The organism is Chitinophaga sp., assembly GCF_035761305.1.
Lineage (GTDB): Bacteria > Bacteroidota > Bacteroidia > Chitinophagales > Chitinophagaceae > Chitinophaga.
Map to the genome: position 1 here is coordinate 15,438 of NZ_DASTRI010000152.1, position 25,409 is coordinate 40,846.

The following is a 25,409-nucleotide window of genomic DNA, read 5'->3' on the forward strand; positions in this document are numbered from 1 at the left end:
CATCCATCAGTTGTTGAACACTGCCCGGGTAATGTCCCGCCATTCGGCGGGACATTACTATTTTAATATGCTTAGTAAACTCTTTTAGGCTCTACGGAAAAGCTTACAATGCCGGTAGATACCTCATAGGTGTTGTAAATGGTACGGTAGCCTATAAACGGAATGTAGATCTGGCTTATGCCGATAATGACCGGTGAGCGGAAATCCAGCACGCCCTCCGCCAGGTCTTCGGAGCTTAACGTTGTTTTATACTGGTAGGTTTCAGTATGCGTGGTGGTGGCGCTGGCCCCGAATTTACCGCCTATTTTAAGCTTCTCCCCCGTGCTCACGTTAATTTCAAAATTGGAGCCATAGGTAGTGGTGTTGGTAACGGTCCTGGTGATTTCTTCCGACGGATCAAACTCAGAAACAGCAAACTTCCATACGCTTCCATACAGATCCAGGTCCCACGGCAGTATCTCAATATTGGGATAATATACTTTAGGGGTTACGGATTTATAGGTGTACTTCCATAGCCCTGCAATGAGCCATTTGGTGCTGTCATAGTTGATGGTGAACAGGTCATTTCCGGTGGCGGTAAAGGATTTCCTCAGCTCCTGCCCAACCGCGTTCTTGGCATTGATGAAGATGCTGATCCTGATCTCGAAGCGGCCGTCTGTCCACGTGGGTGGAGCAAACATGCTGCTGGAAACAACTTTTGGATCGTCGGTTTGATCGCTGATTAAACCCAGCTGCTCCGGTTTGGTAAAATTAAACGAAGCAATGAACTCGCTGAAATGATTGGAGAACTTGCCGGTAGTGTTGGCAGGCGTTATGCCGTAATAAACATAATCCCGGTGCCATTCGGCGCCTGAGTTATAGGCGTCTAGGGATGGGGAGGGGTGTCATTTTGTAAGGGATTAGGGTTTGTGGATTAATTATCAAACAAATATTGAAAATATTGGCAAACAATAATTGTCCATAATAGCTGCCGGCCTGTTCTGTTTTGATTATTCCTGCCGGGCCGCTTTATGCGCTACTATTTAAATTATTAGTATCGCATGGCTGCAAATCCTTCCGGCGCTGCTATTGTTGCAGGGGGCTGCTTTTCCTTGCCTGCCAAACATGGTCCGGCCTCACAGCGGCGGGGCATAAACCGCCTGCAGCTTTAAAAAACCAAAAAAACGGCTTAATTTACTACCTCAATTTCCATAATCAAACGTTTATGAAGAAAACATGCTTAACGCTGGTACTGGCATCGCTGGCCGGTACTGTTTTGCTTACTTCGTGTGGGCATCAGGGTGGGGAAGGTACCGGTAAAGATACCACTGCCCCGGTTGCATTAACATCTGATGCCGATACCGCGGGCTTAAAGCTGCCGGCCGGTTTTGGCGCTATTAAAGTAGCGGACAGCATTGGTAAGGCGCGTCACCTGGTGGTAACGCCGCAGGGCGATATTTATGTAAAGCTCAACAGCCTAAAGGATGGTAAAGGCATTATCCGCCTGCACGATGCCAATGGCGATGGCAAGGCCGATGAGCAAACCGGTTTCGGCAACTACGGCGGCACCGGCATTGCGCTTAAAAACGGTTACCTGTATGCCTCTTCCGATACGGAAGTATTCCGTTATAAGCTGGATGACAGCAGCCATGTGATGAATCCCGGCCAGCCGGAAAAGATCATTACCGGTTTAATAGACCGCCACCAGCATGAAAGCAAATCCATAGCGCTCGATAATAACGGCAATATTTATGTGAACATAGGCGCTTACTCCAATGCCTGCCAGGAAAAAGACCGCACCGCCGGTTCCAAAGGCATGAAACCCTGTCCTGTACTGGACTCCGCAGGCGGTATATGGCAGTTTAAGGCCGACCAGCAGAACCAGACCTACGGCACCGGCACCCGCTATGCCACTGGCTTGCGCAACGTAGTGGGACTTGACTGGAACCAGGACCAGGACGCGCTGTTTGTAATGCAGCATGGCCGCGACCAGCTGCACGACATGTTCCCGAAACTGTTCACGGAGCAGCAATCCGCTAACCTGCCGGGCGAATGCATGTACCGGCTGAAACAGGGAGTAGACTGCGGCTGGCCTTATATTTACTACGACCAGGAGCAGCATAAGAAAATGCTGGCGCCCGAATATGGCGGCGATGGTAAAAAAGAAGCAGGCGAAGGTGTGGAAGATCCGCAGATCGCTTTTCCTGCGCACATGGCGCCTAACGGGCTGCTGTTCTACACCGGCAACATGTTCCCCGCTAAATACAAGAACGGCGCCTTTATTGCCTTCCACGGTTCCTGGAACCGCTCGCCTGAAAAGCAGCAGGGTTATTACGTGGTATTTGTACCGTTTGAAGGCGGCAAACCTACTGGCAAATGGGAAGTGTTTGCCGACGGCTTTGCCGGTACAGACAACGTGGTATCTCCCGGCGACGCCAAGCACCGCCCCTGCGGCCTGGCGCAAGGCCCCGATGGTTCCCTGTATGTATCTGACGATGCAAGAGGCGCTATCTACAGGATATTTTATAAGCAGCCGTAAGCGATGGACATATGATGCACCAGCGTGCGGCATGATGGCGAAAGCTGCGCCGGTGTAGCTGTGACAGCGGCGCTCTTTGCACAACAACGCTGAATACATGAGCCGGACAAGCGTACTTGTCCGGCTTATTTTTTCAGGTTATTTTGTACTTCCGCGAACATATTGAAAAGATTAAGGGCCAGCTCCATCCAGTCTTCCGGCGGCACTCCCTTTTTTAAACGGCGTAGCTCCATTTGTATCAGTTTGTCAGGCCGCTCCAGGTGGTCATTATCCAGCTTGTTATATTTACCCATGGCGGGGGAGCTGGCAAACATACCACTGGTAACCGGTGCGCTGGACATCAGGTCTTTTTGCTGCTGCAGCTGGGTAAGCCAGGCCAGTCTTTCCGGCCCGCGTTCGGGGGTTATCCTTTGTTTGTTAAGATCATCATTGTCTTTCCGGTAGGCGGTAATGATCCGCTCTTTATTTTGAGATAAGTAGCTGCTGAACGCTTCTGTGGGCAAACCTGCGGCTTCGCTGCTGATAAGCGCCTCCACAGACCTGCCCAATATAGTTTTTCCAAAGGATGTGGCCAGGAACCTACTTTTCTCCTCAAATTCTTTTGTGGCTATTTCCTGTAAACGTGCTTCCTTGTCTTTAAAATCCAGGAAGCCATAGGCATAAACAGGAACGTTGTGGCCCAACCCGCCCGCTGTTAATATAAGCTCGGGGAAAAAGGCGTTTTTCGTGTTCCCGTCAAGCGTATTATAAATAGCCAGGAAGTTCATACGCGTCATCATTGGAAAGGCATATTTAGCCTGGTCATGCACGCCGGATTGCTCCTGGCCGGATAGCAGGTACACGTAAATGAGCGTAACCAGCTGCTGCAGCTTGGCCGTATCTATACCATCATGCTGCCCGATGGCCCTCATATATTCTCCTGCATGCGCTATCGCCTGCGGGAATATAGCATCGTTATTGTGCCGGCTTTCCTCCATGGGAATGCTACCCTTCAGCACATCTGTTGTAAGGCTTTTTTCAATCAGCGCAGAAACATTTTCAAGATTAATACCGCCGGTAACCTGTGGCGCGGCGGATGACAGGGATGCTATGTTATCTTCTTTTTTAACATACACATCTTCACCCTGGTGAAGGTGGGCTGTTCCCATTTCAACCGTTTTAAGATACGTGTAGTTATCTTCAGGCGGCGTTAAGGTGCCTTTACCGGGAGGAAAATCTTCTGATGGGCTGCTTAATGCCTGCAGGCGTGCAAAAAGGTCATCATCACCATCATCAGTTTTTTCCTTTTCTTCTTCAGGCGGCGTTAAGGTGTCTTTACCGGAAGGGAGGCCTTGGGGCGGGCTGCTTAATGCCTGCAGCCGTGCAAACATCTCATCATAGTCATCATCAGACCCTTGCTCTTCCACGTGCGTGTCTTGCGCAGGTGTATGCGCCTTATTTAACGTATCAAGTGATGATACAAAGCCGGTTATTTGCCCAATGGTATCTACCAGGTTTTCTGTTTCCGGTTTTTCCCCTTCTTCTTCAAACGGTTCGGTTACAAATTCAATATTGCCGGCATCCGGCGTAATATGCCATAACCCGTTAGCGCCGGTATACAGCCCCGCATTCTTTGCAATAATGTTTTTACCACCTGCGTACACAGGAATAGAAGTTTCAAATTCAAAGCCTACTTTACGTTGTATAACAGTATCGGGCGCCGTAGCGCGAAATGGAGAAACGGCTGGTAAAGCCCTGCCTTTAGGTGATGCATGATGCGCCACAGACTGGTGAAAAGGATTTGCCGCAGACCGGTTTTTTTTACTGCTATGCATGAGGGAGTGCCTTTTGAGAATAAATGGTTATGATCGAATATACGGAATGTAAACAAAAATACAGGCAGCACTCCTTAAAGCCTCCGTATTTATTTTTTTGTTTTTGCAGAATATTTGTAGCTTTAATTGAACATTGAAGATTGTCACCCCAATAGACTGGCTAACACCTACACCCCAAAATATTCATACCTTTTAATAAGGAGCACCATGACGGAACCCCAATTAACGTCGCTGCTGGAAGGCATTACCGGCCATTTAACGGCTGCCACGCCCGAGCAGGAAAAAGCTTTACAGCAGGCCCGCCAACGCATAGCAGCTTCCCTTTTGCATAGCGACGATACCGGCAGCGAACAGCTGTTTGTCAACTCAGACCTTTACAGCCGTGATAAGATCAGCGCTGCCAGTCTTGATAACATTGCCGCTGTTGCCAAACAGGCATCCCGGCAACAAACAGATGACGGCCTGCGTGTGTATATACGTAGTGTGCCGGTACGCAGCGCGCAGCTGGCCGGCAGCGTGCCGGAATGGGCCGCCGGCGCCAAAGCAGTAGAAACCATAGGCCCTTTCCTGAATAACGAAGGCCGGGAAATATGGGTAGATGTTTACCGCGTGGTAAAGCTCATTACCCTGTATATGGGCACGCAGCCGGTGTTGTTGTTCACTGCATCCGTGGGGCGCATAGTGCCTATAGGCGCGCCTGCGGGCAACTATACGCTGGCAGCGGGCAGTATGTGGATCAATGCGCGTTTGCTGTCGCCCACCGCGCCGGTTGACCGGTTTGTGGGCGTTAAAATAAAAGGTGGCACACTGAAACTAAGCCTGGCGCCTACAGTGCAGAACAATAAGATAACGCTGAACCCCAATACCAGCATTGACTTTGCCCTGCAGCTGGTACAGGATGCGGATGATGGCGCTGCAGGCACATCTGCCTGTGGCAGCGATGCGCGTGCCGCCAAATACCAGCTGCCGGAAACCTGGGACTTTACCTGGAGCGGCACCACCAAACGCATTGCCACCATGACCATCGGCAACGCCACCTGCGAGCTGTATGGCCAGCCTTTTACCTTTGCTTACCAGCCGGTGCCCAACCCCGCGCTTATTTATAACGATACCTTTCACCAGGTGCTGGTGCCCTGGATGGCGGATGCGCCGCAGCTCACGGTTACATCCAGCAAAAGCCCTTTTGTTACCTTTTCCGGCACAGCAGCTGTCTTAAACAGCTATTGGAGCCTGCCGGCCGCGGTGCTGGATGTAAGCCACCCGCTGGAAGCTGAAGGCAACGGCGGCCTGCTGCTGCAGTGCGACGCCGGCCTGCGCGCCGTATGGACCAACCTGCACGATGAAGAGGTACGTTTAACCCAGCCCGTTATAGCCGGCGCCCCCGGCGCCATTGTGATCATTGACCTGCTGTCCAATATCAGCGGGGCATCGGAACACCTGGACCTCTGGAAAGATGCGCAGCATCCGCGCCGCTGTTCGGTTGACCTGGTATTTGCCGACGGCGCGCCATTCTTTTACAGCAGCAGCAGCCCACAGGGGCAGGAGTTTGTAAGTACCGTGTGCAACAGCGATTTTAAAACAGACCGCCCGGTAAAGGTGAATGGCGAAGTGTTTGACATCCGTTCCCGCTCTTCCCTGTTAATGATGGCCGCCAGTGATACCCGCCGCCTGGTTTATTTGTATGATGATAATATTATTGCCGATAACCAGCCGGTGAATGTAACCGCCGTACCGGCGGTGAAGCCGGTGGCTATTGCGCTGGAAAATGCGGTGTTCACCGTGTCGCCGGTAAATGCCTGCCTGCTGTTCGGCGAATGCAATGAAGCCTGGACGCAGGTAACCCGCGCCAACTTCTTTTTATCGTTTGTACTGTACCGTTACCTGCCCACCTTACCCGATCCTTATGTGGGCAACCTGCGCACCTGGGAACGTTTGTTTGGCCGGGAAAACGGTACCCGCAGCAACCTGGCCGCCATCCCCATCAGCATGCTGCTGTGCGCTGTAAAGTACAGCCCTGTTGATGATGCAACAGATGATGTAAACACCGGCTTTCACTTTGGCGCCCTGCCGCCCGGCGACGTTACGACGCTGCCAGGCGCCGCCGCGCCGCCAGCACCTGCCGCAAACACAGGTGCGGCGGCGCTTACCCGCAATGCCGCCCTTACCCGCAGCGCTTTGCTCACCGCCAATGCTACCCGCGCAGCCGTTGTACCGCGGGCGCTGGCCGCTTTTGGCGCTGTAGGAACCGCGGTAAAGATCAATACCGCCTCGTTAGAAAAAACAACGGCGGAAAATAACGCTTTCCTTGAAAAGCTTACCCTGCGCCCCGACTTTACCGTTACCTTGCCAAACCAGCCACAGCCCGCGCTGGACACAACATTGGACGGACAGGCCCTGCAGGGGCAGATTGCGGAAGCCAATAAAGGCTACGGTTACACGAACCTTTGGGATAACGCCATTGTTGGCAGCCGCCTGAATGCAGAACCTTTTGCCCTGCTGGATGTAAGCAGCAATGCCAACCAGCTGGGCATCAGCGTAAGCGGGCAGATGATCATTGTAAAAACCGGCACAGTAGTGCCGGGCGGTCCTAATATAGCCGGCGGCGCCGCCGTGAATGAGGCAGCCGTGGTAACCGCCGCTACCGGCTTTCCGTTCATTGTGGAAGGCATGCAGGTGAAAACGCCGGGCACACTGGTGCGCTCTTTTGCGCTGCCGCAGTTTGCCTGGGAGCCGGTGATTAACCTTACGCCGCCGGACCGGGAAGATCCGCTGGATAATACTTCGCCCAAGCTGCCTATGGACCCGGAAGCAGGCTTTATATACTTCCCGGACGACGGCGGCCCCACGCGCACCTGGAATAACAATACAAAGCCGGTGGCCCTGGCGCCCGTACCAGTAGTCACCTCCCTGCTGGACGAGTTTAAGAGCAACCCGCAGAACTTTACGGTATCGGCCTTTACGCTGCCCTTTGGCCTCAAAGGCATCAGCTATATATCCAAACACTTTGTTGAGCCGCAAAAGCCCGATATGGCCAATGTACGGCCCCTGTTCCGCAAGCAGGAGGATGGCACCTATAAGCTGCAGGGCGGCATACAGCTGCGCATGATAGCCGGCGCCTTTGGTAAAACAGATCCCGAAATGGGCAACGACTCGCCCATGTTCCCCGGCTATGTAGTGCAGCTGAATAACCTGTTAAGCATTACCGGCCAGCCCACCCTGGCCAGCAACCTGGGGCACCGTGTTACGGAAATATTCAATAACGAGTTCCTCACCGGCGTGCTTAGTTTATCCAACCTGGTAAAAGACTCGCGCGGCGTGCCGGTAAGCCGTATGGACATTACCGGTTATGGCGCCAGCATGTTCAGCAACTGGTTAAGTCCTTCCGCTGCCATGGCGCAAACCAGCCAGGCAAAATTTGATGTAATGCTGGGCCGCACCGCCCATGAGGTAATACAGGTGCGCAGCATCCTGTATCCCTGGGGCATACGTGTAGTGCGCACCATTACGCTGTTCCGCACCGGCACCGGGTATGTGTACCGTACCGATAGCGGCTGGAAAGCCGAAAGCGACGGTAAGTTCGATTTCTCTTACCGCTATAAGAAGAAAGGCGTAGATCCCTATACCACCAACCCCGCTGATTTTGTAACCGAGCATGAGCCCTATGAGTTCCATCCCGGTATTATCAAAGGGTTGTTCAACGTGCGCAACATCAAGGATGCGCCTTCCGTAGTGGAATACACCGATACTAATGATATTCCGAATAATACCGATTACCTCAACGGTATTAAGGGGCAGATTTATACCAACACCTCCGGCAACACCCTGCACGAGCCGGTAAAATGCGGCGGTGTGTACTTTGATGCGGATGTGGAGATTGAGAACGTAGTGCAGGGGCATATTGAAAAGCGCGTGGTATCAAAAAAAATACTGGGTTACGTGCAGGTAGCGCCTGCCGGCAAACCCTTAACCGTTGCGCAGCTGAAAGCCTTGCTGGCATTGCAAAGCAACAGCATTGGCGGCGACCTGGATTGTGTGGTGGATATTAACAGCAGCGATCAGCAGATGCGCCTGAACCGCTTTGACGTAAGCTCGTCGGTAGATGCCGGCGGCAACACGGTATTTGTGGTGGCTGCCCGCGGCAATGTGTTCCTGCCTAAAGACGGCAGCTGGGCCATGGTGCAGCACAATGCCGGCAGCGGTGAAGTAACCGCCCTGCCAACCGGTGTAACTGTACCGCTTATACGTACCGGTAAATGGAAGAAGGATGTGGTGATAGATCCCGCCGTGGTAACCAGCCAGCTGCTGCGCATAGCCCACCCGCTGGAAATACTGCGCCCGCCGGCCGCCAACACCATTAACTTCGGCTACCTGCAAAGCACGGCCACCCAAAAGGCATTGTTCCTTACACCCGCATATGGCAAGGCGCAGAAAATGCTGCTGAGCAAAACGCCGCCCATTTTTGCGGATGCTTACCGCCTGATGACAGGCAACGGCATTTTTCCCAACATAGGCAATGCCATAGATAATTTCGGCAAAGCCATGCCCATGCTCAATGGTATTGACAGCGCGGGCAACAACGCCGTAGCCTTTGTTACCAATGCCCTGCAGGACGGCGGTACGCAGGTGCTGGAGCTGCTGGCCGTTGAAGCTGAAAAGGCTGGCGAAGCCGTGGTAAAGCAGGGCATGAACCTGCTGCAGAAAGGGCTCAACGGCGCTATCGATAAAGCCATGAACTTTGATATACCGCCGTTTGATATTCCCCTGGTTAACACAGAAGGCCTGCGCATTTACATTCATTACGCCACCGAAAAAAAGAAAACGCACCCGCAGCCGGACAGCGCCTACGGCGATGGCAAGCTGAATTTTGATGTAGACTCCTTTGCCGGCGACATGGCCAACCAGTGGAAAAGCCGCGTGAACAACCTTTCCATGATTGTTGACCTGGGCGATATGAAAAAGCTCATCACCATCAAAGGCAACTTTGATGCTGCCAAGAATAAGGAAAGCGGTTATGAAGGCGGCAACGATATTGGCCTGCCCGTGCCGGAAATTGAGTTCAGCGATGCGCTGCAGCCGGTAATAGACATCCTGGAAGTGCTGGCGCAGCTAAGCCAGGGCAATTATGCCGAAGCAATGAAGCGCGGGCTGAAAATAGCTATGAGCAACAGCGGCGAAATATGGGAATATAAGTTTGAAGCCACCAAGGAAATACCGCTGGTACGTTTTCCGCCAACAGACGAGCTGTATAACAGCGCGCAAACACCCCTGAAGCTCGAAGCTTCGCTGGGAGTAGGCGTGTACTTCAACGCCGCATTAAAGGTAACTACCGATCCCGGGCAGCTGCTGCCTACAGCAGGCGCTTTCCTGCAGTTCCACGGCGGCATCAGCGTAATGTGCATGTCCGTAGGCGTGGGCTCCATTTTCGCGCAGGGATCTGTGGATGTAAAGATAGCCTGCGATACCAAGGTAGGCCCCAACCTCACGCTGGCCTTTGCTTTTGGCGTGCAGATAGTGGTAAGCCTGCCGGTGGTAGGCCATGCCAGCGTTACGTTCATGGTAGGCATTGAAATGTATGCCGATAAAGATAAAGTGGTTATTACCGCCATGATGCTGTTCCGCGGCAACGCAGAGCTGCTGGGCGGCCTGGTATGTGTAACCATCAGCATAGAAGCTAAAGGCATTGTTGAAAAAAGCGGCAGCAAAACAGAAACCTCCGCACAGGTCACCTTTGCGCTGGACATCAGCATATTCCTCATCATCGACATCAGCTTTTCAAAAACCTGGGGCGAAGACCGGCAGATCGCGTAAGCGCTGCCCGCCTCCAATAAAAACAGTACACATGGAAGCCAAAAGAAGATATACGGTAATGGTATTCCCCCAGGGGTTTGACGGGAAAAAACTGGCCCTCAATATTGTGTTGATCCCCCGCAACCAGGACCCCTTTGCACCTTACGCCACAGGATTACCTGCGCCGGATGATAATGCCGTTCCGTTTGCCGACCTGGCGCCGCAGTTTGAGCTGGGCATTGTAAAAGGCCTGGATGAATGGCCCCTGAGCAATGCCACTGCCGCCGGGCGCGTACCGGTGAAAATACCCGTGGCCGTTACCGCCGCCGCCAATAAAAAGCCGCTGCTGCAGGCCATTGCAGCAGACCTGGGCGCTAAAATAAATGTAGATAATACCACGGATAAGGCAGAGGCTGTGATCCCCGAATCAACCAGCGTGCGCAAATACCTGCCGCTCAGCTACCGCGAATCATTCAACTTTACCTCACCCCGGCATCCCAATGCGCGTACAGACGATAGCTACCATTGCGCCATCCGTAAAGACACCAAGAAAAAGCCCGGCTGGACCAACAACGATGATCTGAGCTGGGGGCAGGTGTTTGCGCACATCCTGCGCCAACCCATGCTGGCAAAGGCCTGCGGCATGATTTATCAAACAGAGGTATCTGTTGAGAACAACGCCGCCCTGTTTGAAAAAGGCTGCTACCTGTACGCCGACCTGGTGAACGCCGACTATGTGCCTGTACAAAATGCACTGCTGGAAGATGCAGACGGTCCCTTTATAAAACGCTATGCCGCCCGCATACCTAAGCTGGTGGTAGATGAAAAGCGCCCGGTATTTGCGCCGCTGCTGTTTCCTGTAATGTACCGCAAAGCCATTGATGCGGTAGATCCTGAGCCTAAAGGAGAGTGGGACAAAATATTCGCCGAGCTGAATGAGTATAATGATGGTTTTGCAAAGATAGTGCACGCCATGCAGCCCGTGAGCAGCAACCTGCTAAGCGAGCAGCAGGACGGCGCGCACCCGGTAAAGGATGCAGGCATACGCCTGGCCTGGGATGATGAGCAGATACTTATCTGGTACATCCGCCAGCTGGCGCAAAACCCGCTGGAGCCCGGCAAAAGGGTAGATGCGCCATTGGGTGTGTATGGCTACCGTGTAGATGTGCAGCAGGAGGGCGCTCCCGGCTGGAGCAGCCTTAACCTGGTTCGCAGCAAACAGGCATACACCATCGGCGGCGCAGCTATGGGCAACGGCGCAAATGAAGAGGTGGAGCTGCCCTTCCAGGTATTTCCCACGCAGCCCGATAACGATACCAACGGCGCTTACTGGCTGCCCATGTACTTTACCAACTGGATAAGCAAAAGCCTGGTGCTGAAAGACCAGGACGCTGTGCTCATTTACCGCAATAATGAAGGGGTGGAAAAGAATGATGCAGGAGAGGTGGTAGGCCCCAAGAATGTGCCGCCCGATAACCTGTTTGATGAAGTGCCAGCCGCCGTACAGCTGCGCTACGGCAACACCTACGAGTTTCGTGTGCGCATGATGGATATAAGCGGCGGCGGCCCGGCCATTGGCGAGCAGCTGTTTAATAATGCGCCATCCCCAACGGCTAAACGCCATTTTAAAAGATACATTGCTCCCGGCCTTTGCCGTATTGAAAAACCGGCCGCCATTATCAGCACAGCAGCGGAATATTTTAATGAAACCGTGGCCGGCGATGTGCACACTTTCGACAGCAACCCCGTGCTGCACATACGCCGCCCGCTGCTGAACTACCCTGCCGTAGTGTTTACCGGCAAGTACCAGCTGGCCGGCCAGGACCCCGTGGCCCTGCTGATACAGTCTACCGAAGCAGGCGACAGTAAAAACCCCGCCATTGCCGACCCGGATGTAGTGACGGTGGCCATAAAGGTGGAAGTGGAAACCCTGCGGCTCGACAACCTGCTGAGCGACAGCGGAACGGAAAATTATATAACACTGTACCGCACCACCCGCAGCTTTCCCGCGGGGTTTGACGATGAGCTGACCGTGCCCGTGGTGTTCCACGACGCAGCCTCCCTGAACCTGGGCAATGAGGACGACCCGTTTAATAACGCTGCGCTGAACAAGCCTGCCATTAACGGCATGGCGGAGCTGCCGCTGCCTACGGCCAGGCATATACGCGTTACCATACGCGCCGTATGCGAAGGAGATAGCAGCTACTATGGCTTTATTAACGATGCTGATCCCGACCTCGACAGCCGCTATGGCAAAACCACGCAGTTCCGCTTTTATAAGGAATCCGGTAATGAAGACGACCTGCTGCTGCCCAAGGCCAATGTGTCGCCGGTGCAGGGCGTGTACCTGCAGCCCGATCCGCCGTTTGTGAACGACGGCGCCATTGCTTCCATGTTCTTCATCCGCGAAAGCATTGACCGTATGCCGGATATGGTGCAGCGCCTGGCGCAGCAGCTGGGCGTGGCATCGCGCAACCTCACCCTGGTAGGTAAAAAAGGGGAGCGCGTGGTGTTTGGCTGCAACAGTAAAATACGGCACCACCTGTCGCCGGACCATAGCAGCATTACCTTTTCCTCCAAAGGCGACCTCTCGAACCACTGGATAGGCGGCATTGTGTACCGCCTTAACCGCGACTGGAGCTGGGATGCCCTGCAGGACACCAGCTTTATCATTAGCCGCACGAAGAAATTTAAGCATGATACCGGTGCAGAAGCAGAAGTGCTGGATGTTTTAGGCGACATTGAGCTGAAACATTACGCCTCCTTTGAATCGCTTACCGCCGACGAATTTGGCGTGGTAAACCGCAACGACACCACGCTGGTGTTCATTGACGCCATTGAGCCTAAAACCGCGCTCAAACAGGCCAACGGGCAGCTGCGCTTTCCCGGCGAGCTGCAGGTAACCTATGCCATTACCCCGCGCTTTAAACCCGGCCACGGCGCACCGGCCACCTTTGCACAGGAGCAGCTGGACCTGCCGGCTACCGTAATACCGGCGCAGGTGCCCAAGCTGGCCAGTGTGGGCATTGCTTTTTCGCCATACAAAAAGAATGAGCGCTACAGCGCCACAGAACCGCGGCAGCGCTACCTGTGGATAGAGCTGGAAGAACCCGTGCAGGACCCGCACGACACCATTTTCTGCCGCGTGCTGCAATATGCGCCTGACCAGCTGCTGAGCAACAACATCGGCATTGCCAATGATGTAACAGAAGATCCGCCGCTTCCCATTGATCCCGAATACACACGCAGCATTACGCCCGGCCAAACAGACGACATGGCCGGCCTTAGCGCCATGCAGGCCATGGAAAAGGCTGCGGATGATGATAACCTGCATTACCTGCTGCCGCTGCCCCCGGGCCTGCACCCCGAAAGCCCAGAGCTGTTCGGCTTTTTTACCTATGAATTCCGCATAGGGCACGGGCACTGGAGCAATGCGGAAGACGGGAAGGAAAACCTGTGGAGCACTGCCCAGGGCCGCTTTGGCCGCCCGCTCAGGGTTACGGGCATGCAGCACCCCGCACCCACCTTGCTGTGCAATGTGAACCGCGATAAAGACCGTGTGTACGTAAGCGCTCCTTATGCCAAAGCTGTATGGCAGGGCAGGAATGTAACGCCCGATCCGCCGCGTACGCAAATGCATTGCGTGCTGTATGCACAGGTAATGCAGGCGGATGGTTTGGCTTACCGCAATATCCTGCTGGATGAAAAGCTGATGCAGCTGTCAGCGCCCGTATCTGTAAAATTACCGGAGCGTGATTTTGGCCTGCTGTACAACGCCGGCCGGCAGGAGCTGAACCGCTGGACGGTAGAGCAAACCGATGAACCGGCCAGGGCCGGCGTGCTGCTTACCAACCTTACCATGTTAAATGAGGTGAACACCCTGCGCCTTGACCCGCTTACACAGCGCAAGCTGGACCAGGTGGTTAAAGAACGCGCTGCGGGGAAAATAGTGGAGCTGGACCGCGATACATCGCGCAAGCTGCTGCAGGCATATGACGCCCTGCAGGATGCGCCCGTAAAGGCAACGCCGGTAGCTGCGCAAAGCTTCACCACCGCATCGCTGGTAGCCGGCGCGCAGGTAGCCATATTTAAAGACCAGGTGAAAACAGCCGCCGTAAGCTGGGACAATAAAGAGATAGCCGCGTTGCTGCTGGAGCTGGGCCTGCCCGAAGATGCGCCTTTGAGCGTGCTGGTGGTAGAGGTGTTTGGCAATATTACCAGCATATACGAGCACATTGGCCTTTCCCTGCCGGAGATCAAACGGCTTACCGCCAATAATCCGCAGGTGTATGCAGCCATTGAGGCGCGCCAGCTGCAAAGCCAGTATGCCCTTACCAATGCGCTGGGCAAATACCGCATACTGCGTACGTCGCCGTTAACAGAAGTGCCGTTTGTGTGCTGCCCAACCTGTGAAAGCTGATTTATAACCCGTCGGCGGATTATTTGACAATGTCAAATAATTTAGTTGACATTGTCAACTTTTGTTTGGATATTAGCAATCCAATACAAGCGCAATTTTATGTCTGCCAATATCGACAACGTAAATACCATTCGCCGGTTCAACCGTTTTTACACCCGGCAGATTGGCCTGCTGGACCAGCATATACTGGACAGCCCTTTTTCGCTCTCAGAAGTACGGGTGCTATATGAAATAAGCAATACCGGTAACTGCACCGCAGGCCAGCTGATAGAAAGCCTGCTGATTGACGGCGGCTACCTGAGCCGCATTTTAAAGAACTTTGAAAAGAACGGGATCGTAAGCCGCCGCCCCGCTGCTACAGATGCGCGTACCCGTTACCTGCAGCTTACGGCCAAAGGCAAAAAGCTGATGCAAACCCTGGACGCGCGCTCCAGCCGGCAGATAGCCGATGTGCTGGCGCCGCTGAGCGCGGGGCAGCAGCAGGCCGTGGTGCACAGCATGCAAACCATACAGCAGGCGCTTTCAGAGCGCCGCCCCATTGCCCTTCCGGATATTGTGTTCCGCCATGAGCTGCTCCCCGGCGATGCCGGCTACCTTATTTACCTGCATGGCGAGCTGTATGCAAAAGAAACCGGCTACAACCTGGAGTTTGAAGCCTATGTGTGCAAAACGTTCTATGATTTCCTGCAGCACTATCATCCCTCTAAAGACCGGGTATTCCTGGCAACCTACAATAACCGTATTGTAGGCGCGGTGGCTATTGCGGGGCATTCCAAAATGCAGGCGCAGCTGCGCTGGCTGCTGGTGCACCCGGATATGCGGGGCATTGGCCTGGGCAAAAAGCTGGTGCAGGATGCCATGGATTTTTGCCGCGAAAAACAATATAAGCATGTGTACCTGCTTACCACCGATCAGCAAACCACTGCTGCCAAACTTTATTTAGAGGCCGGCTTTGTTAAAACAGAAGAGGTGCCGCAGCAAATGTGGGGGCATCGGCTGAAGGAAGTGAGGTATGAGTGGAGGAGCAGGTAATTACCTGCTGTATTTCTGCAGCAGCACAATCTGCCCCAAATGATAGGCTGCATGTTCTACCACGCCGTGAAAATAATACGCAGCAGGTTTATCGGTACCGGGAAAGTTTTCATACAGCTGGTCTTCCGGGAAAGTGCGGATCGCTTCTGCCGTTTGCTCAATGGAATGCTGCAGGCGGTGCACCGTGGCCTGCCAGTTATCTTCCCCATGATTTTCAGGCAAATAAAAATCCGGCAGGTCGCCTTCCTGTTCCGGTTGTTCATTGCGGATGTAGCGCAGCACCCGTTGGTTCCAGTAAATAATGTGGTTCACCAGCTGCCAGATGTTATTGGAACCGTTAAAATTCTGTACCGCCTGCTGCGCGTTGGTCCGTTGCAGGTGTTCGGTAAAATATACATCTATCCAGGGAGTACCGTTGTACAGGTTTTGGAGTGATTGTGCCAGGAATTGGAGATGTGACATGATACTTGCAGTTTACAGGTTACCGTGGTAATTAAATGTACAATTATTCCGCTCACGCATCAAATTTCATTCCCGTGTATTTACCGCCTTTTTTCATCATGTGTGTATTCTTCGTTACATTTAGCAATAAATAACAGAGCTATGGATCAGCAACAACTGGAGATCAACCGGAATGAAGATGCCATGCGGATGGCCGTTAGCACCTTAAAGCAGCGCCTGGCTGTGATAGAGCAGGGCGGCGGTAAAAAGAACCTCGAAAAAGTAAAGCAAAGGGGTAAGCTCACCCCCCGGGAGCGCATTGCTTACCTGGTAGATAAAGACACCCCGTTTACAGAGATCGGCGCTTTTGCCGCATATGATATGTACACGGAGCATGGCGGCTGCCCCGCTGCGGGTACTGTAGCGGGTATTGGATATGTAAGCGGCCGCCAGTGCGTAATTGTAGCCAATGACATGACCGTAAAAGCAGGCGCCTGGTTTCCGCTTACCGGTAAAAAAAACCTGCGCCTGCAGGAAATTGCCCTGGAAAACCACCTGCCCATTATTTACCTGGTAGACAGCGCCGGCGTGTACCTGCCCATGCAGGACGAAATTTTTCCTGATAAGGAACACTTTGGCCGCATATTTTATAACAACGCCCGCATGAGCGCCATGGGCATTACGCAAATTGCAGCCGTTATGGGCAGCTGTGTGGCCGGCGGCGCCTACCTGCCCATTATGAGCGATGAGGTGCTGATGGTAGAAGGCAACGGCTCTATTTTCCTGGCCGGCCCTTACCTGGTTAAAGCGGCTATCGGTGAAACCGTTGATGCGGAAACGTTAGGCGGGGCCGTAACACATACAGAGATCTCCGGCATTGCGGATTATAAATTCAAAACAGATGAAGATTGCCTGGATCACATCCGCAAAATTATGGGCAAGCTGGGCGCGCCTGCCAATGCAGGATTTGACCGCATTGCCCCTGCGCCGCCGGCCAGGGACCCCGAAACCCTGTACAGCGTACTGCCGGCCGACAGCACCAGGCCGTACGACATGCTGGAGCTGATAGCTCACCTTACAGACAACTCCGAATTTGAGCAATACAAAGAAGATTACGGTAAAAGCATTTTGTGCGGCTATGCCCGCATTGACGGCTGGGCAGTAGGCATTGTAGCCAACCAGCGGAAGATCGTAAAAAGCAGGCGCGGCGAAATGCAGATGGGCGGCGTTATTTACAACGACAGCGCCGACAAGGCCGCCCGCTTTATTATGAACTGTAACCAGAAAAAAATACCCCTGGTGTTCCTGCAGGATGTAACCGGCTTTATGGTAGGCAGCCGCAGCGAACATGCCGGCATTATTAAAGACGGCGCCAAACTGGTAAATGCCGTATCTAATTCCATTGTGCCCAAGATCACTATTATTGTCGGCAACTCTTACGGCGCGGGTAACTATGCCATGTGCGGCAAAGCTTACGGCCCCCGTTTCATTTATGCATGGCCCAGCGCCAAAATAGCGGTAATGGGAGGGGAGCAGGCTGCAAAAACCCTGCTGCAGATACAGGTAGCGTCCCTGAAAGCCAAAGGAGAGGAAATAACGCCGGCAGAAGAGCAAAAGCTGCTTTCCGCCATCACAGAAAAATATAACAGCCAAACCACCCCTTATTATGCCGCTGCCCGTTTATGGGTAGACGATATTATTGACCCCGCCGATACCCGCAAAGTAATTTCCGAAGGCATTACCGCCGCTAACCAGGCGCCGGTGGAAGGCGCGTTTCAGGTGGGCGTGTTCCAGGTTTAATTATGATTTTCAATTACGAAATGCGAAGCATTCATGAATGCCAACTGGCAAACACCAATACATATAAACCTTTCCCCAATTCGTAATTCGTAATTCGCATTTCGTAATTGACAATTATCTTTGCGGCTTATGTCGGAAATTACCATTTATACAGACGGTGCATCGCGTGGCAACCCTGGCCCGGGCGGTTATGGCGTAATACTCATGTGGGGAACATTGCGGAAAGAGCTGTCGCAGGGCTACCGCCGCACTACCAATAACCGCATGGAGCTGATGGGCGTGATCGTTGCGCTGGAAGCCATGAAAAAAGAGGGGTTAAACATCACTATTTTTACAGACAGCGAATACCTGGTGAACAGCATCGAAAAAGGGTGGCTGTGGAACTGGGTAAAAACGGGGTTTAAGGATAAGAAAAATAAAGACCTGTGGATGCGCTTTATCCCCGCTTACAAAAAGCAGCGGGTAAAGATGGTGTGGGTAAAAGGCCATGCCAGCAATCCCTTTAACAACCGTTGCGATGAATTAGCCACCTTTGCCGCTGATAACGGCCCCTGGCTGGTAGATGAGGGTTTTGAGCAGGGCGTTTAACCGGTTTTGAATAGCCGGGAACTATCAAAGTATGATGTAATTTCCGTTTTCCCCGGCTGCAGCCCCTGGGCGGGGCAATAAAAAGGCCTGTACATTTTTTGGCGTTTTACGTGCTGCGTTCAGCTTTTCAAATCAGGCTTTTTCGCGGTAAGCGTCTCTTAAAAAAAGGTACAGGCCTTGCCGTTATAAACGCTATTGTTAATCCGTAACCCTGATCTTTCCCTTATAATTCCCTTTTACGGTTTTGCTGCTCTTGAACAGCAGGTTATAATCAATGGTGTAATCATCCCCCTGTTTGTTAACCGTTAAAGTGCCCGATTTAATTTCCAGGTCAACAGTGCCTTCATTTTCATCTATCTCGCCGGTAGTTATTTTGCCGTTATAAACAAAGCCTGCTTCAGAAAAGTGTTTCTTACGGTCAAAGGCGCTGGAGTCGGCAGGCATGTAAGTATAGGTTTGACCGGAGATCAGCGTATCTACCTCAAAATAAACCAGGTCTATTTTACCGTTGGCTGTGGCGCTTAAAGGAATGCTGGAAAACCATAGCTCGCCCAGGTCGGGGCCGAAGTTCTGCAGCAATCCATTGGTGGTGGTAAAGGAGCTGCCGTCTACAGTAAAGTAATTGTCGCCGGGTTGTTTATCATCGTTTTTGCTGCAGGCCGTTAAGAGGGTAGTTGCAGCAGCTACGCACAGGAGTAGTTTTTTCATAGGTTCAGGTACAGGTTTTTAAATTGAACGGTTAAAATTTACCGGTATAAAGAAAAGCAAATTCCTTTAAAAGTTATAATTATACCCGAGGGTGGCGGTAAGGTTGCTGGTGGTACCTTTAGGCGTCCAGCGGGTCTGGTGCACCGCGTTCATGTTAAAGTTATGTTTTTTCATGAACAGGTAGCCGGCATTCATGCGCAGGTTCAGCACCTGCCCCTGCTGCTGCCCGTCGTTGGTGCTGGCATTATAGGAAGTGCTGAAGCCTGCGGTGGTTCTTTTGTTGAACAGCTTTGCATTCATGCCCAGGGTAGGGCCCAGGGTGAGGAAATTGCTGCGGCCAATGGTATTATAGCTCAGGTTAAAAGCGCCGGAAAAGCTCATCTGCCGGGGTATCAGCAGCAGCGTATAGGCGGTGCTGCTGTTGTAAAAGCGGGAGCCGTTGCCTTTCCACAGCACGCCGTTCTGGATGTCAGCGGCGTCCTGTATGCTGAGGTTCATGTTCAGGTTATGGCTCCTGGTTTTATTGCGGCGGATGCTGTAGTTCAGGTTCAGGGCAGCGCTCTGCGAGATCTGCTTAAAGTTCAGCGTGTCCATATCCACATAAGGGCCGGTTTGGTTAATGTATTCAAACTGCGGCTTTATATGCGTATAGGTTTGAAAGTTAGAGTAGTTAAAGTTAGCGTTGAACTTTTCGTTAGGCATAAAGTTGGCGTTGAGCGAGCTTACCATGCGCGAAGTGGCGCCTGATTTGGTGTTGTTCAGGTCATCGCGCTGGTAACCTACGTTCACGGCTATATTGGCTTTATCTTTCAGGAAAGGCTGTGAAAAGTTAACGGTAATATTTTCCAGGTCGTTATTCATGTAATAGGCGCCCAGCGTTTGGTAGCCGGGGTCAACCCGTTCATAGCCCACGCCGATGGTGCTTTTATAAAACGAGTAGTTGATACCGGCTTTAATGGCTTTAAAAAAATAGGTGCGCCGCTGGTCGTACATGAAAATGCTGCCCAGTATATTGCCGCCGGATTGTTTGGCTACGCCGTTGTTATCCCGCTTATCCAGCTTCATGGCGCTGTTGGCATATTCGGCGGTGATCTCCAGCCCTTTGCGGGGCCGCACCATGGCGGTAACGCTCACGGCCAGGTTGGCTTTGGGAAAAATGTGCAGGGTATCGGGCAGGTACTGCATGGGATCTGTTTTATCGGCTGCCCGTAAAAAGCTTATGCCCAGGGCGTACTTTTCTTTCATGAGTCCCAGCTTGGCGCCGTAGCCCATGCGCCGGTAGCTGGGCAGCACGCTGCGGTTGGTGCTGTCATAGTCTACTGCGCGCAGCAGGCGCCCGTACATAACGCTGATGCTCCAGTCGCTTTCCGGCATCACGTCAACGCCTATACCGGTAAACTGGTGCCCGTTCAGTGTGTATGGTGAAAACGACATAGATACATCGCCAATATGCGCTGTAACGCCTTTATAAGTAGGGTGCAGGCTAAGGCGGTTAGGCATGGTCGGATAGGAGTAGCCTGCGCCGGCATTGGTAAGGTTAAAGGAAAACGGCAGGTTCAGCTGCCCGAACAGGTTGGCATTGAGGTTGCCGTTCAGGAACCAGGTAAAGGGCTGCCGGCCGTAGCCGCCCCCGCTGTTAAGCACGGTGCTGGCGTTCAAACCGCCGTTTACTTTAAAGGGTTTGCCCCTGCCGAACATATCGCCGATATGCTCCAGGTCAACCTGCTGCGCAAAGGCGCCCAGGGGTAACAACAGCCCTGCGTACAGGAACAGGATGCGGGCGGCCTTACTCATATTTCTGAATTTTAATGTCCGCTAATATGTAGGCCGTGCTGCCTTCCAGCACGTAGTCTTTTATTTTAACAGCGCCTTTACGCCCGTCGGCTGTCTGGAATAATACAATGCGGGGCAATACATCGCTGTTAAACTGTATGCCGCCGGTGGCGCCGGCGGGCAGCTGCAGGTTTTGCAGGGGCGCATCGTTCAGCATATTGTCAAAATCAGCCGCTGTAAACGGGGAGAGGCTGCAGTTACACTGCTCCTGCTTGTTAATGAACCGCGTTGCCGTGGCGCCGGGTATGGTGGGAAAAGTATAGCTGGCCGCCGAGTCGGGCGAAACAAATTTGTTGTAGGTAAAGCTGCGGTTCAGTCCAAAAAACACCAGGTCAATTTCTTTGCCTGCACTGGTAAGGTCGTCGCCTTTTTTAAACGCCCTGCGCAGGCGGGTGGAGTAAAAACAGCCAATATCCGCATGGGCGGTGCTGATGCCCAGCTTCACATCGGTAAGCGTGCGCAGGCGGGTGTTAGGCTTTACCGTAATGGTTTTAGTAATGGTTTGGTTGTCTTTATTATTGCCGGTGGTAAGTGTAATGGTATAGGTACCAGGATCGCGGAAGTACACCGTAGTATTGGAGGCTGTATCACTGGCCAGCACGCCGCCGCCGGATGCCTGCCATTTTTGTATAAGGTAGCTGCTGCTGGTGCTTTTCAGTATAGCCGTTAACGGTGCTTCCAGGTCATCGTCCTGGAAAGAGGGGGTTATGTCAAAAGCCGTGTGCAGCGGTGGTTTTACTGTAATGGTTTTGCTGAGTGAGAACTGCTGCCCGCCGTTGCTTACCTGCAGGGTTACATTGTGGGGGCCGGGTGTTGTAAAGGTTACAACAGGCGGCGCGGGACCGTTTGCCGTGGCAGGTGTGGCATCTTCAAACGTCCATTTACAGGTGCTGGCGCCCACAGTGCGGTTAGTGAACTTTACAGCTACCGGTGAAAAATCATTTACCTGTATGTCTGCATCAAAAGCCACTGTTACGGCGCTGTCCAGGTGTATCTCCAGGGTTTTGGTTTGCCGGGTGTCGTCGTTCCAGGCTTCCAGTGTGATCTTGTAGTTACCGGCCTGCTGAAAGGTAACGGTGCCGGGGTTTTCATACCCGGAAACGCCTGGCTCCCCGCCTTCAAAGGTCCATTTAAAGCCGGTGGCGCCTGCGCTGCGGTTGGTAAAGTTCACGGAGGCCGGCACGGTATGCGAGCTGTCGGCCAGCACATAGGTGAAATCTACGGTCAGCGGTCGGTCCACCTCTTTATAGCAGGCGCTGATAAGGAGGGCCAGGAGAAACAGGGTATAGGGTAGTGTTCGGGTCATAGGTGTATAGGGATCGCATTAGCTGCCGGCCGGCATTGAGCCTTATCGGTTATTGCCGGTCTTTAGCCTGAAAAATCTGTGTTTTACGAATTCACTAAATGAATCATCCAGCTTTCTCACGTCGGGCGTATCACCAATATCAAAGGCATATACCGGCGGATTATCATTTTCTCCGGCTGGAATAAAGAAAAATGTGTCCTGGAATTTATAGAATGGAATAACGTGATCCAGGCCGTCCAGCTGTATGCCCTCATTTTTATACCGGTTTATCCATTCGTATATCCATTCATGCAGATACAGGATGTCATCTATGCCATGGTAGTCCCATTCTTCAAATAATAATGGTTTATTCTTACCCATTATCAGCAGGTATTCTTTCAGGCTTAAAGGGATGGGCATTCCCAACTTTTGTTCCACATGGGTTAGCGCCTCCCCGGTTGCCCCGGCTGCCTGGGGCAATGATTGCAGGTCAATAAAGTTGATATATTTATTCATATGCTATTTAAACGATCTGATGGGTGTTGTTACAATTTCAATGTTTACGTTCGGGAAAATAGTTCTAAAAGCCTTAATTACTTTTGTGCAGGATGCACACGGACAAAGTTGCGTATATAGTTTGATATTCCCTTCCACATTGGTTAAAACGGGATCTGCTAATCTTCCTGGCACTACACCGTGTTTTAAAGCAAATTCTTCCAGTAGTTTAACTTCGGTATCATTGAGCCTGAGCGTTCCTCCTGCTTTAAAAGTATATTTCTCGAAAATGGAATTACCCTTTTTGGGATGTGCCGCTCCGGGGGGATTGGTTAAAATGTTTTTGGCTTTAGGATCGGGATATCCACTAGCAGCATGACTGGTGTATGACTCCCCGTTTTTCAGCGTTACTTCCGCTTTGGCTATATTCACTTCGTCCCTTATATTATTGCTGCTTTTTATTGCCGCCAGCGCATCCGCTTCAGCCTGCGTCATCTTTCTCACACTAACGCCTAAAGCCTTTAACTCATCCAGGTAGGGCGCTGCAGCTGCTATGGCGTCGTCTATAACCCCGGCGGCTTTTACAACCCATCCCTTGGTATAAACAAGCCCGTCTTTCACCATGGCCTGCTCCAGCTGGTTCATCCTGGTGGAAACAACCTCAAAGTTAGGAGCAGAGGCCAGCAGCCTGTCCGTTTCGTAAACCCGCCATAATTTTACAGCCCGGTTTAACCTGGCTAAAGTTAAATAACTTAAATTAGAAACACCGGCTATGGCATTTATATTATCGATGGTGCTTAGCAGCTCCTGGCCGCCTTCTTTACTTAATATCCGTTGTTTAATATCCGGCGTGTTGGCTATCACATTACCTAATGTAGTTACCCCTTCTGCTGCTGTGAATACTTTTGCCAGCGCAGAACCGGTGGCCAGCCAGGTAGTGCCTCCCATGAAAAAGCCCGCTACGTTCACAGCTATCATGGCGTCTTTCTTGATATTGAAAGTACCGGTCTTGTGTATATTCCAGTACAGCATAATAGCCGGTACAAATATCTTTTGCCCTAAAGTGCTTTTTGCCTGGTTGTCCAGCGTAAATTTAAAAGGCAGGTCGGTTTGGGGGATGATGCCTATAAAATCAAAGGGCTTCGCATGGAACTTCTTTGCAGCATAACCTATGCTGCCATCTGCATTAAATACCTGCTCGGAGCAAAGGCCGGTATAATTCCTGAATTGAAAGTAAAGGTCATTTTTATCATAGTAATCAACAATTACATCCTTTGAATAATCATTGAAATCTGTTTCAGGATTATAGCTTAACCAGGAGCAGAAGCTGGCGTCAGCTTTTATAGCGGAAAGATCGTTGTTATAAACATCGTAAGCATACTGGCTCACCAGGTTAACAAATGCAGTGTAGCTTTCATTTCCGCCGCCTTCGTCATGTATGCGGTTAATAAGCCCTCTCAGTACATCGTTATTGTCATTTAAATAATCCATCAGCTGCCGCTTCTGTTCGGGCGGCGTGCTTTTGAGCACATCCATAATGATGTTTTCACAGGCATTGATCCGCAATATCCAGTTATCAGCATCGCCGCAAACAGTAGCCTGCGACAGCTGGTTCAGCAGGCATTTACGGGTGGCAACAGACAGGTCATTTAAGGAGGCCGCAATGGACGTGATGGCATTGGGCATGGGGTTTTTATACAGCTGTTCCAGCCTGTCCCTCAGCTTGTCGTCTTTTTCGCAGTCCACTGTTGCCAGGTCGTTTCCTGTAAGGGTGGAAAAATATAAATAAACGTTCCTGATGTGCTGCGCAAGAAAGTCGTTCCGGCTGGTAATGTCCTGCGGGGCATCGCCCACGGAATTATTCATGTGATTTACACTATAGGCCGATAAGCTTTGTATAAAATTGCTGGTGATCTGCGGGCTATAAAAGTAGCCGCTTATCATGAAAGTATTGGGTACACTTATTTTTACCACTTTTATACCAGTGCTGGATAGCTCACTGCCCTGTACAAACCGGGTATGTACCCCTGGAAAATACCGGTACAGGTTGAATAAAAAGCAGATGATATACTTTTCCTTCTGCATGGCGGTTACCAGGGGCTTATTATCAGGACGATTTTTTACCTTTTGCAGGATTTTTCCTAACAGGAGCTTTTCGGCATCGGAAAACCCCTGTTGCCCGGACGGTTTTATATTGTTGTTATAGGAAATAGAACGTTTTTCGCTCCAGTCAATGTCCGGCGCCTTCGCCTCTACATTGTCATAGTTGTAAATGCCGGATATAACAAAATAGATCTTATAGTCCTTATAGGCGGTGTTTTCAAGGTAGGTTTTGCGCAGCTCATTTATCCATTCGTTCATTTGGTTCATGTGAACGGATATATCTTCCTGCAGGATCAACTCTGATAGGAAGCCGCGTTTTATCCATAGCTTGCGGGCTTCCTCACTGGTGAAGTACCTGAAGAAGGAAGCCGGTGGCTGATCATCAAGAACCAGGTAGCTGGCCTGGTCGCCTTTACCCTCCCGTATTAATTGTTCATTGGCCTCCATCCGGGCCATTAGCTGCTCACTTATGGCGGTAGCTTTGGCATCTATGATACTGTCATTCCCCGTTGCATAGCCGGCATGAGGGCTGCCTGCCAAACCAATAATGAAAATGATGATATAATACAGTCGTTTCATGATCCT

The 25,409-nt window shown here is 51.9% G+C and carries 14 protein-coding genes; 6 read left to right on the top strand and 8 right to left on the bottom strand.

All coding sequences use genetic code 11. From position 1 onward, the window contains the following. Positions 1–71: 71 nt before the first annotated feature. A complete protein-coding gene (locus VFS25_RS13170; RefSeq protein ID WP_326462615.1) occupies positions 72–680 on the bottom strand; it encodes a hypothetical protein in 609 nt (202 codons plus the stop codon). 524 nt (positions 681–1,204) lie between these two features. Here VFS25_RS13170 and VFS25_RS13175 point away from each other — a divergent pair. Next, positions 1,205–2,518, top strand: a complete 1,314-nt coding sequence (locus tag VFS25_RS13175) for a PQQ-dependent sugar dehydrogenase (RefSeq protein WP_326462616.1) — start codon at positions 1,205–1,207, stop codon at positions 2,516–2,518. Between the two features lie 125 nt (positions 2,519–2,643). On the opposite strand, the gene VFS25_RS13180 is transcribed toward VFS25_RS13175, so the two are convergent. Further along, entirely contained in the window at positions 2,644–4,332 is a 1,689-nt protein-coding gene (locus tag VFS25_RS13180) for a hypothetical protein (protein WP_326462617.1), read from the bottom strand. 207 nt (positions 4,333–4,539) lie between these two features. On the opposite strand from VFS25_RS13180, the gene VFS25_RS13185 reads away from it, so the two are divergent. The 3 genes from VFS25_RS13185 to VFS25_RS13195 all read left to right on the top strand — a co-directional run bounded on the left by VFS25_RS13185 (position 4,540) and on the right by VFS25_RS13195 (position 15,571). Continuing rightward, complete coding sequence (locus VFS25_RS13185) at positions 4,540–10,140, top strand: hypothetical protein (RefSeq protein ID WP_326462618.1); 5,601 nt, start codon at positions 4,540–4,542, stop codon at positions 10,138–10,140. 31 nt (positions 10,141–10,171) lie between these two features. Next, a complete protein-coding gene (locus VFS25_RS13190; protein ID WP_326462619.1) occupies positions 10,172–14,539 on the top strand; it encodes a hypothetical protein in 4,368 nt (1,455 codons plus the stop codon). 99 nt (positions 14,540–14,638) lie between these two features. Beyond that, on the top strand, positions 14,639–15,571 hold the full coding sequence (locus VFS25_RS13195; protein ID WP_326462620.1) for a helix-turn-helix domain-containing GNAT family N-acetyltransferase: 933 nt from the start codon (positions 14,639–14,641) through the stop codon (positions 15,569–15,571). Here the strand turns inward: VFS25_RS13195 and VFS25_RS13200 are convergent, their stop codons facing one another. Next, on the bottom strand, positions 15,572–16,033 hold the full coding sequence (locus VFS25_RS13200; RefSeq protein ID WP_326462621.1) for a DinB family protein: 462 nt from the start codon (positions 16,031–16,033) through the stop codon (positions 15,572–15,574). Between the two features lie 141 nt (positions 16,034–16,174). Here VFS25_RS13200 and VFS25_RS13205 point away from each other — a divergent pair, with 141 nt between their 5' ends. Continuing rightward, positions 16,175–17,812 (top strand): acyl-CoA carboxylase subunit beta, encoded by a 1,638-nt coding sequence (locus VFS25_RS13205; protein ID WP_326462622.1) that lies wholly within the window; start codon positions 16,175–16,177, stop codon positions 17,810–17,812. Between the two features lie 129 nt (positions 17,813–17,941). Beyond that, positions 17,942–18,400, top strand: coding sequence for a ribonuclease HI (gene rnhA / locus VFS25_RS13210; protein ID WP_326462623.1), 459 nt, complete (start codon positions 17,942–17,944; stop codon positions 18,398–18,400). 198 nt (positions 18,401–18,598) lie between these two features. Here the strand turns inward: rnhA and VFS25_RS13215 are convergent, their stop codons facing one another. The 5 genes from VFS25_RS13215 to VFS25_RS13235 form a co-directional block, all read right to left on the bottom strand. After that, positions 18,599–19,108 (bottom strand): hypothetical protein, encoded by a 510-nt coding sequence (locus tag VFS25_RS13215; protein ID WP_326462624.1) that lies wholly within the window; start codon positions 19,106–19,108, stop codon positions 18,599–18,601. Between the two features lie 66 nt (positions 19,109–19,174). Next, positions 19,175–20,902 (bottom strand): hypothetical protein, encoded by a 1,728-nt coding sequence (locus VFS25_RS13220; protein ID WP_326462625.1) that lies wholly within the window; start codon positions 20,900–20,902, stop codon positions 19,175–19,177. Beyond that, positions 20,895–22,247 carry a PKD domain-containing protein gene (locus VFS25_RS13225; RefSeq protein ID WP_326462626.1) on the bottom strand — a complete coding sequence of 451 codons (1,353 nt, stop codon included), beginning with the start codon at positions 22,245–22,247 and terminating at the stop codon, positions 20,895–20,897. The genes VFS25_RS13220 and VFS25_RS13225 overlap by 8 nt, the downstream gene beginning before the upstream one ends. A 42-nt stretch (positions 22,248–22,289) precedes the next feature. Beyond that, positions 22,290–22,742 (bottom strand): SMI1/KNR4 family protein, encoded by a 453-nt coding sequence (locus tag VFS25_RS13230; protein WP_326462627.1) that lies wholly within the window; start codon positions 22,740–22,742, stop codon positions 22,290–22,292. A gap of 3 nt (positions 22,743–22,745) precedes the next feature. Next, positions 22,746–25,403 (bottom strand): deaminase domain-containing protein, encoded by a 2,658-nt coding sequence (locus VFS25_RS13235; RefSeq protein ID WP_326462628.1) that lies wholly within the window; start codon positions 25,401–25,403, stop codon positions 22,746–22,748. Positions 25,404–25,409: the final 6 nt, after the last annotated feature.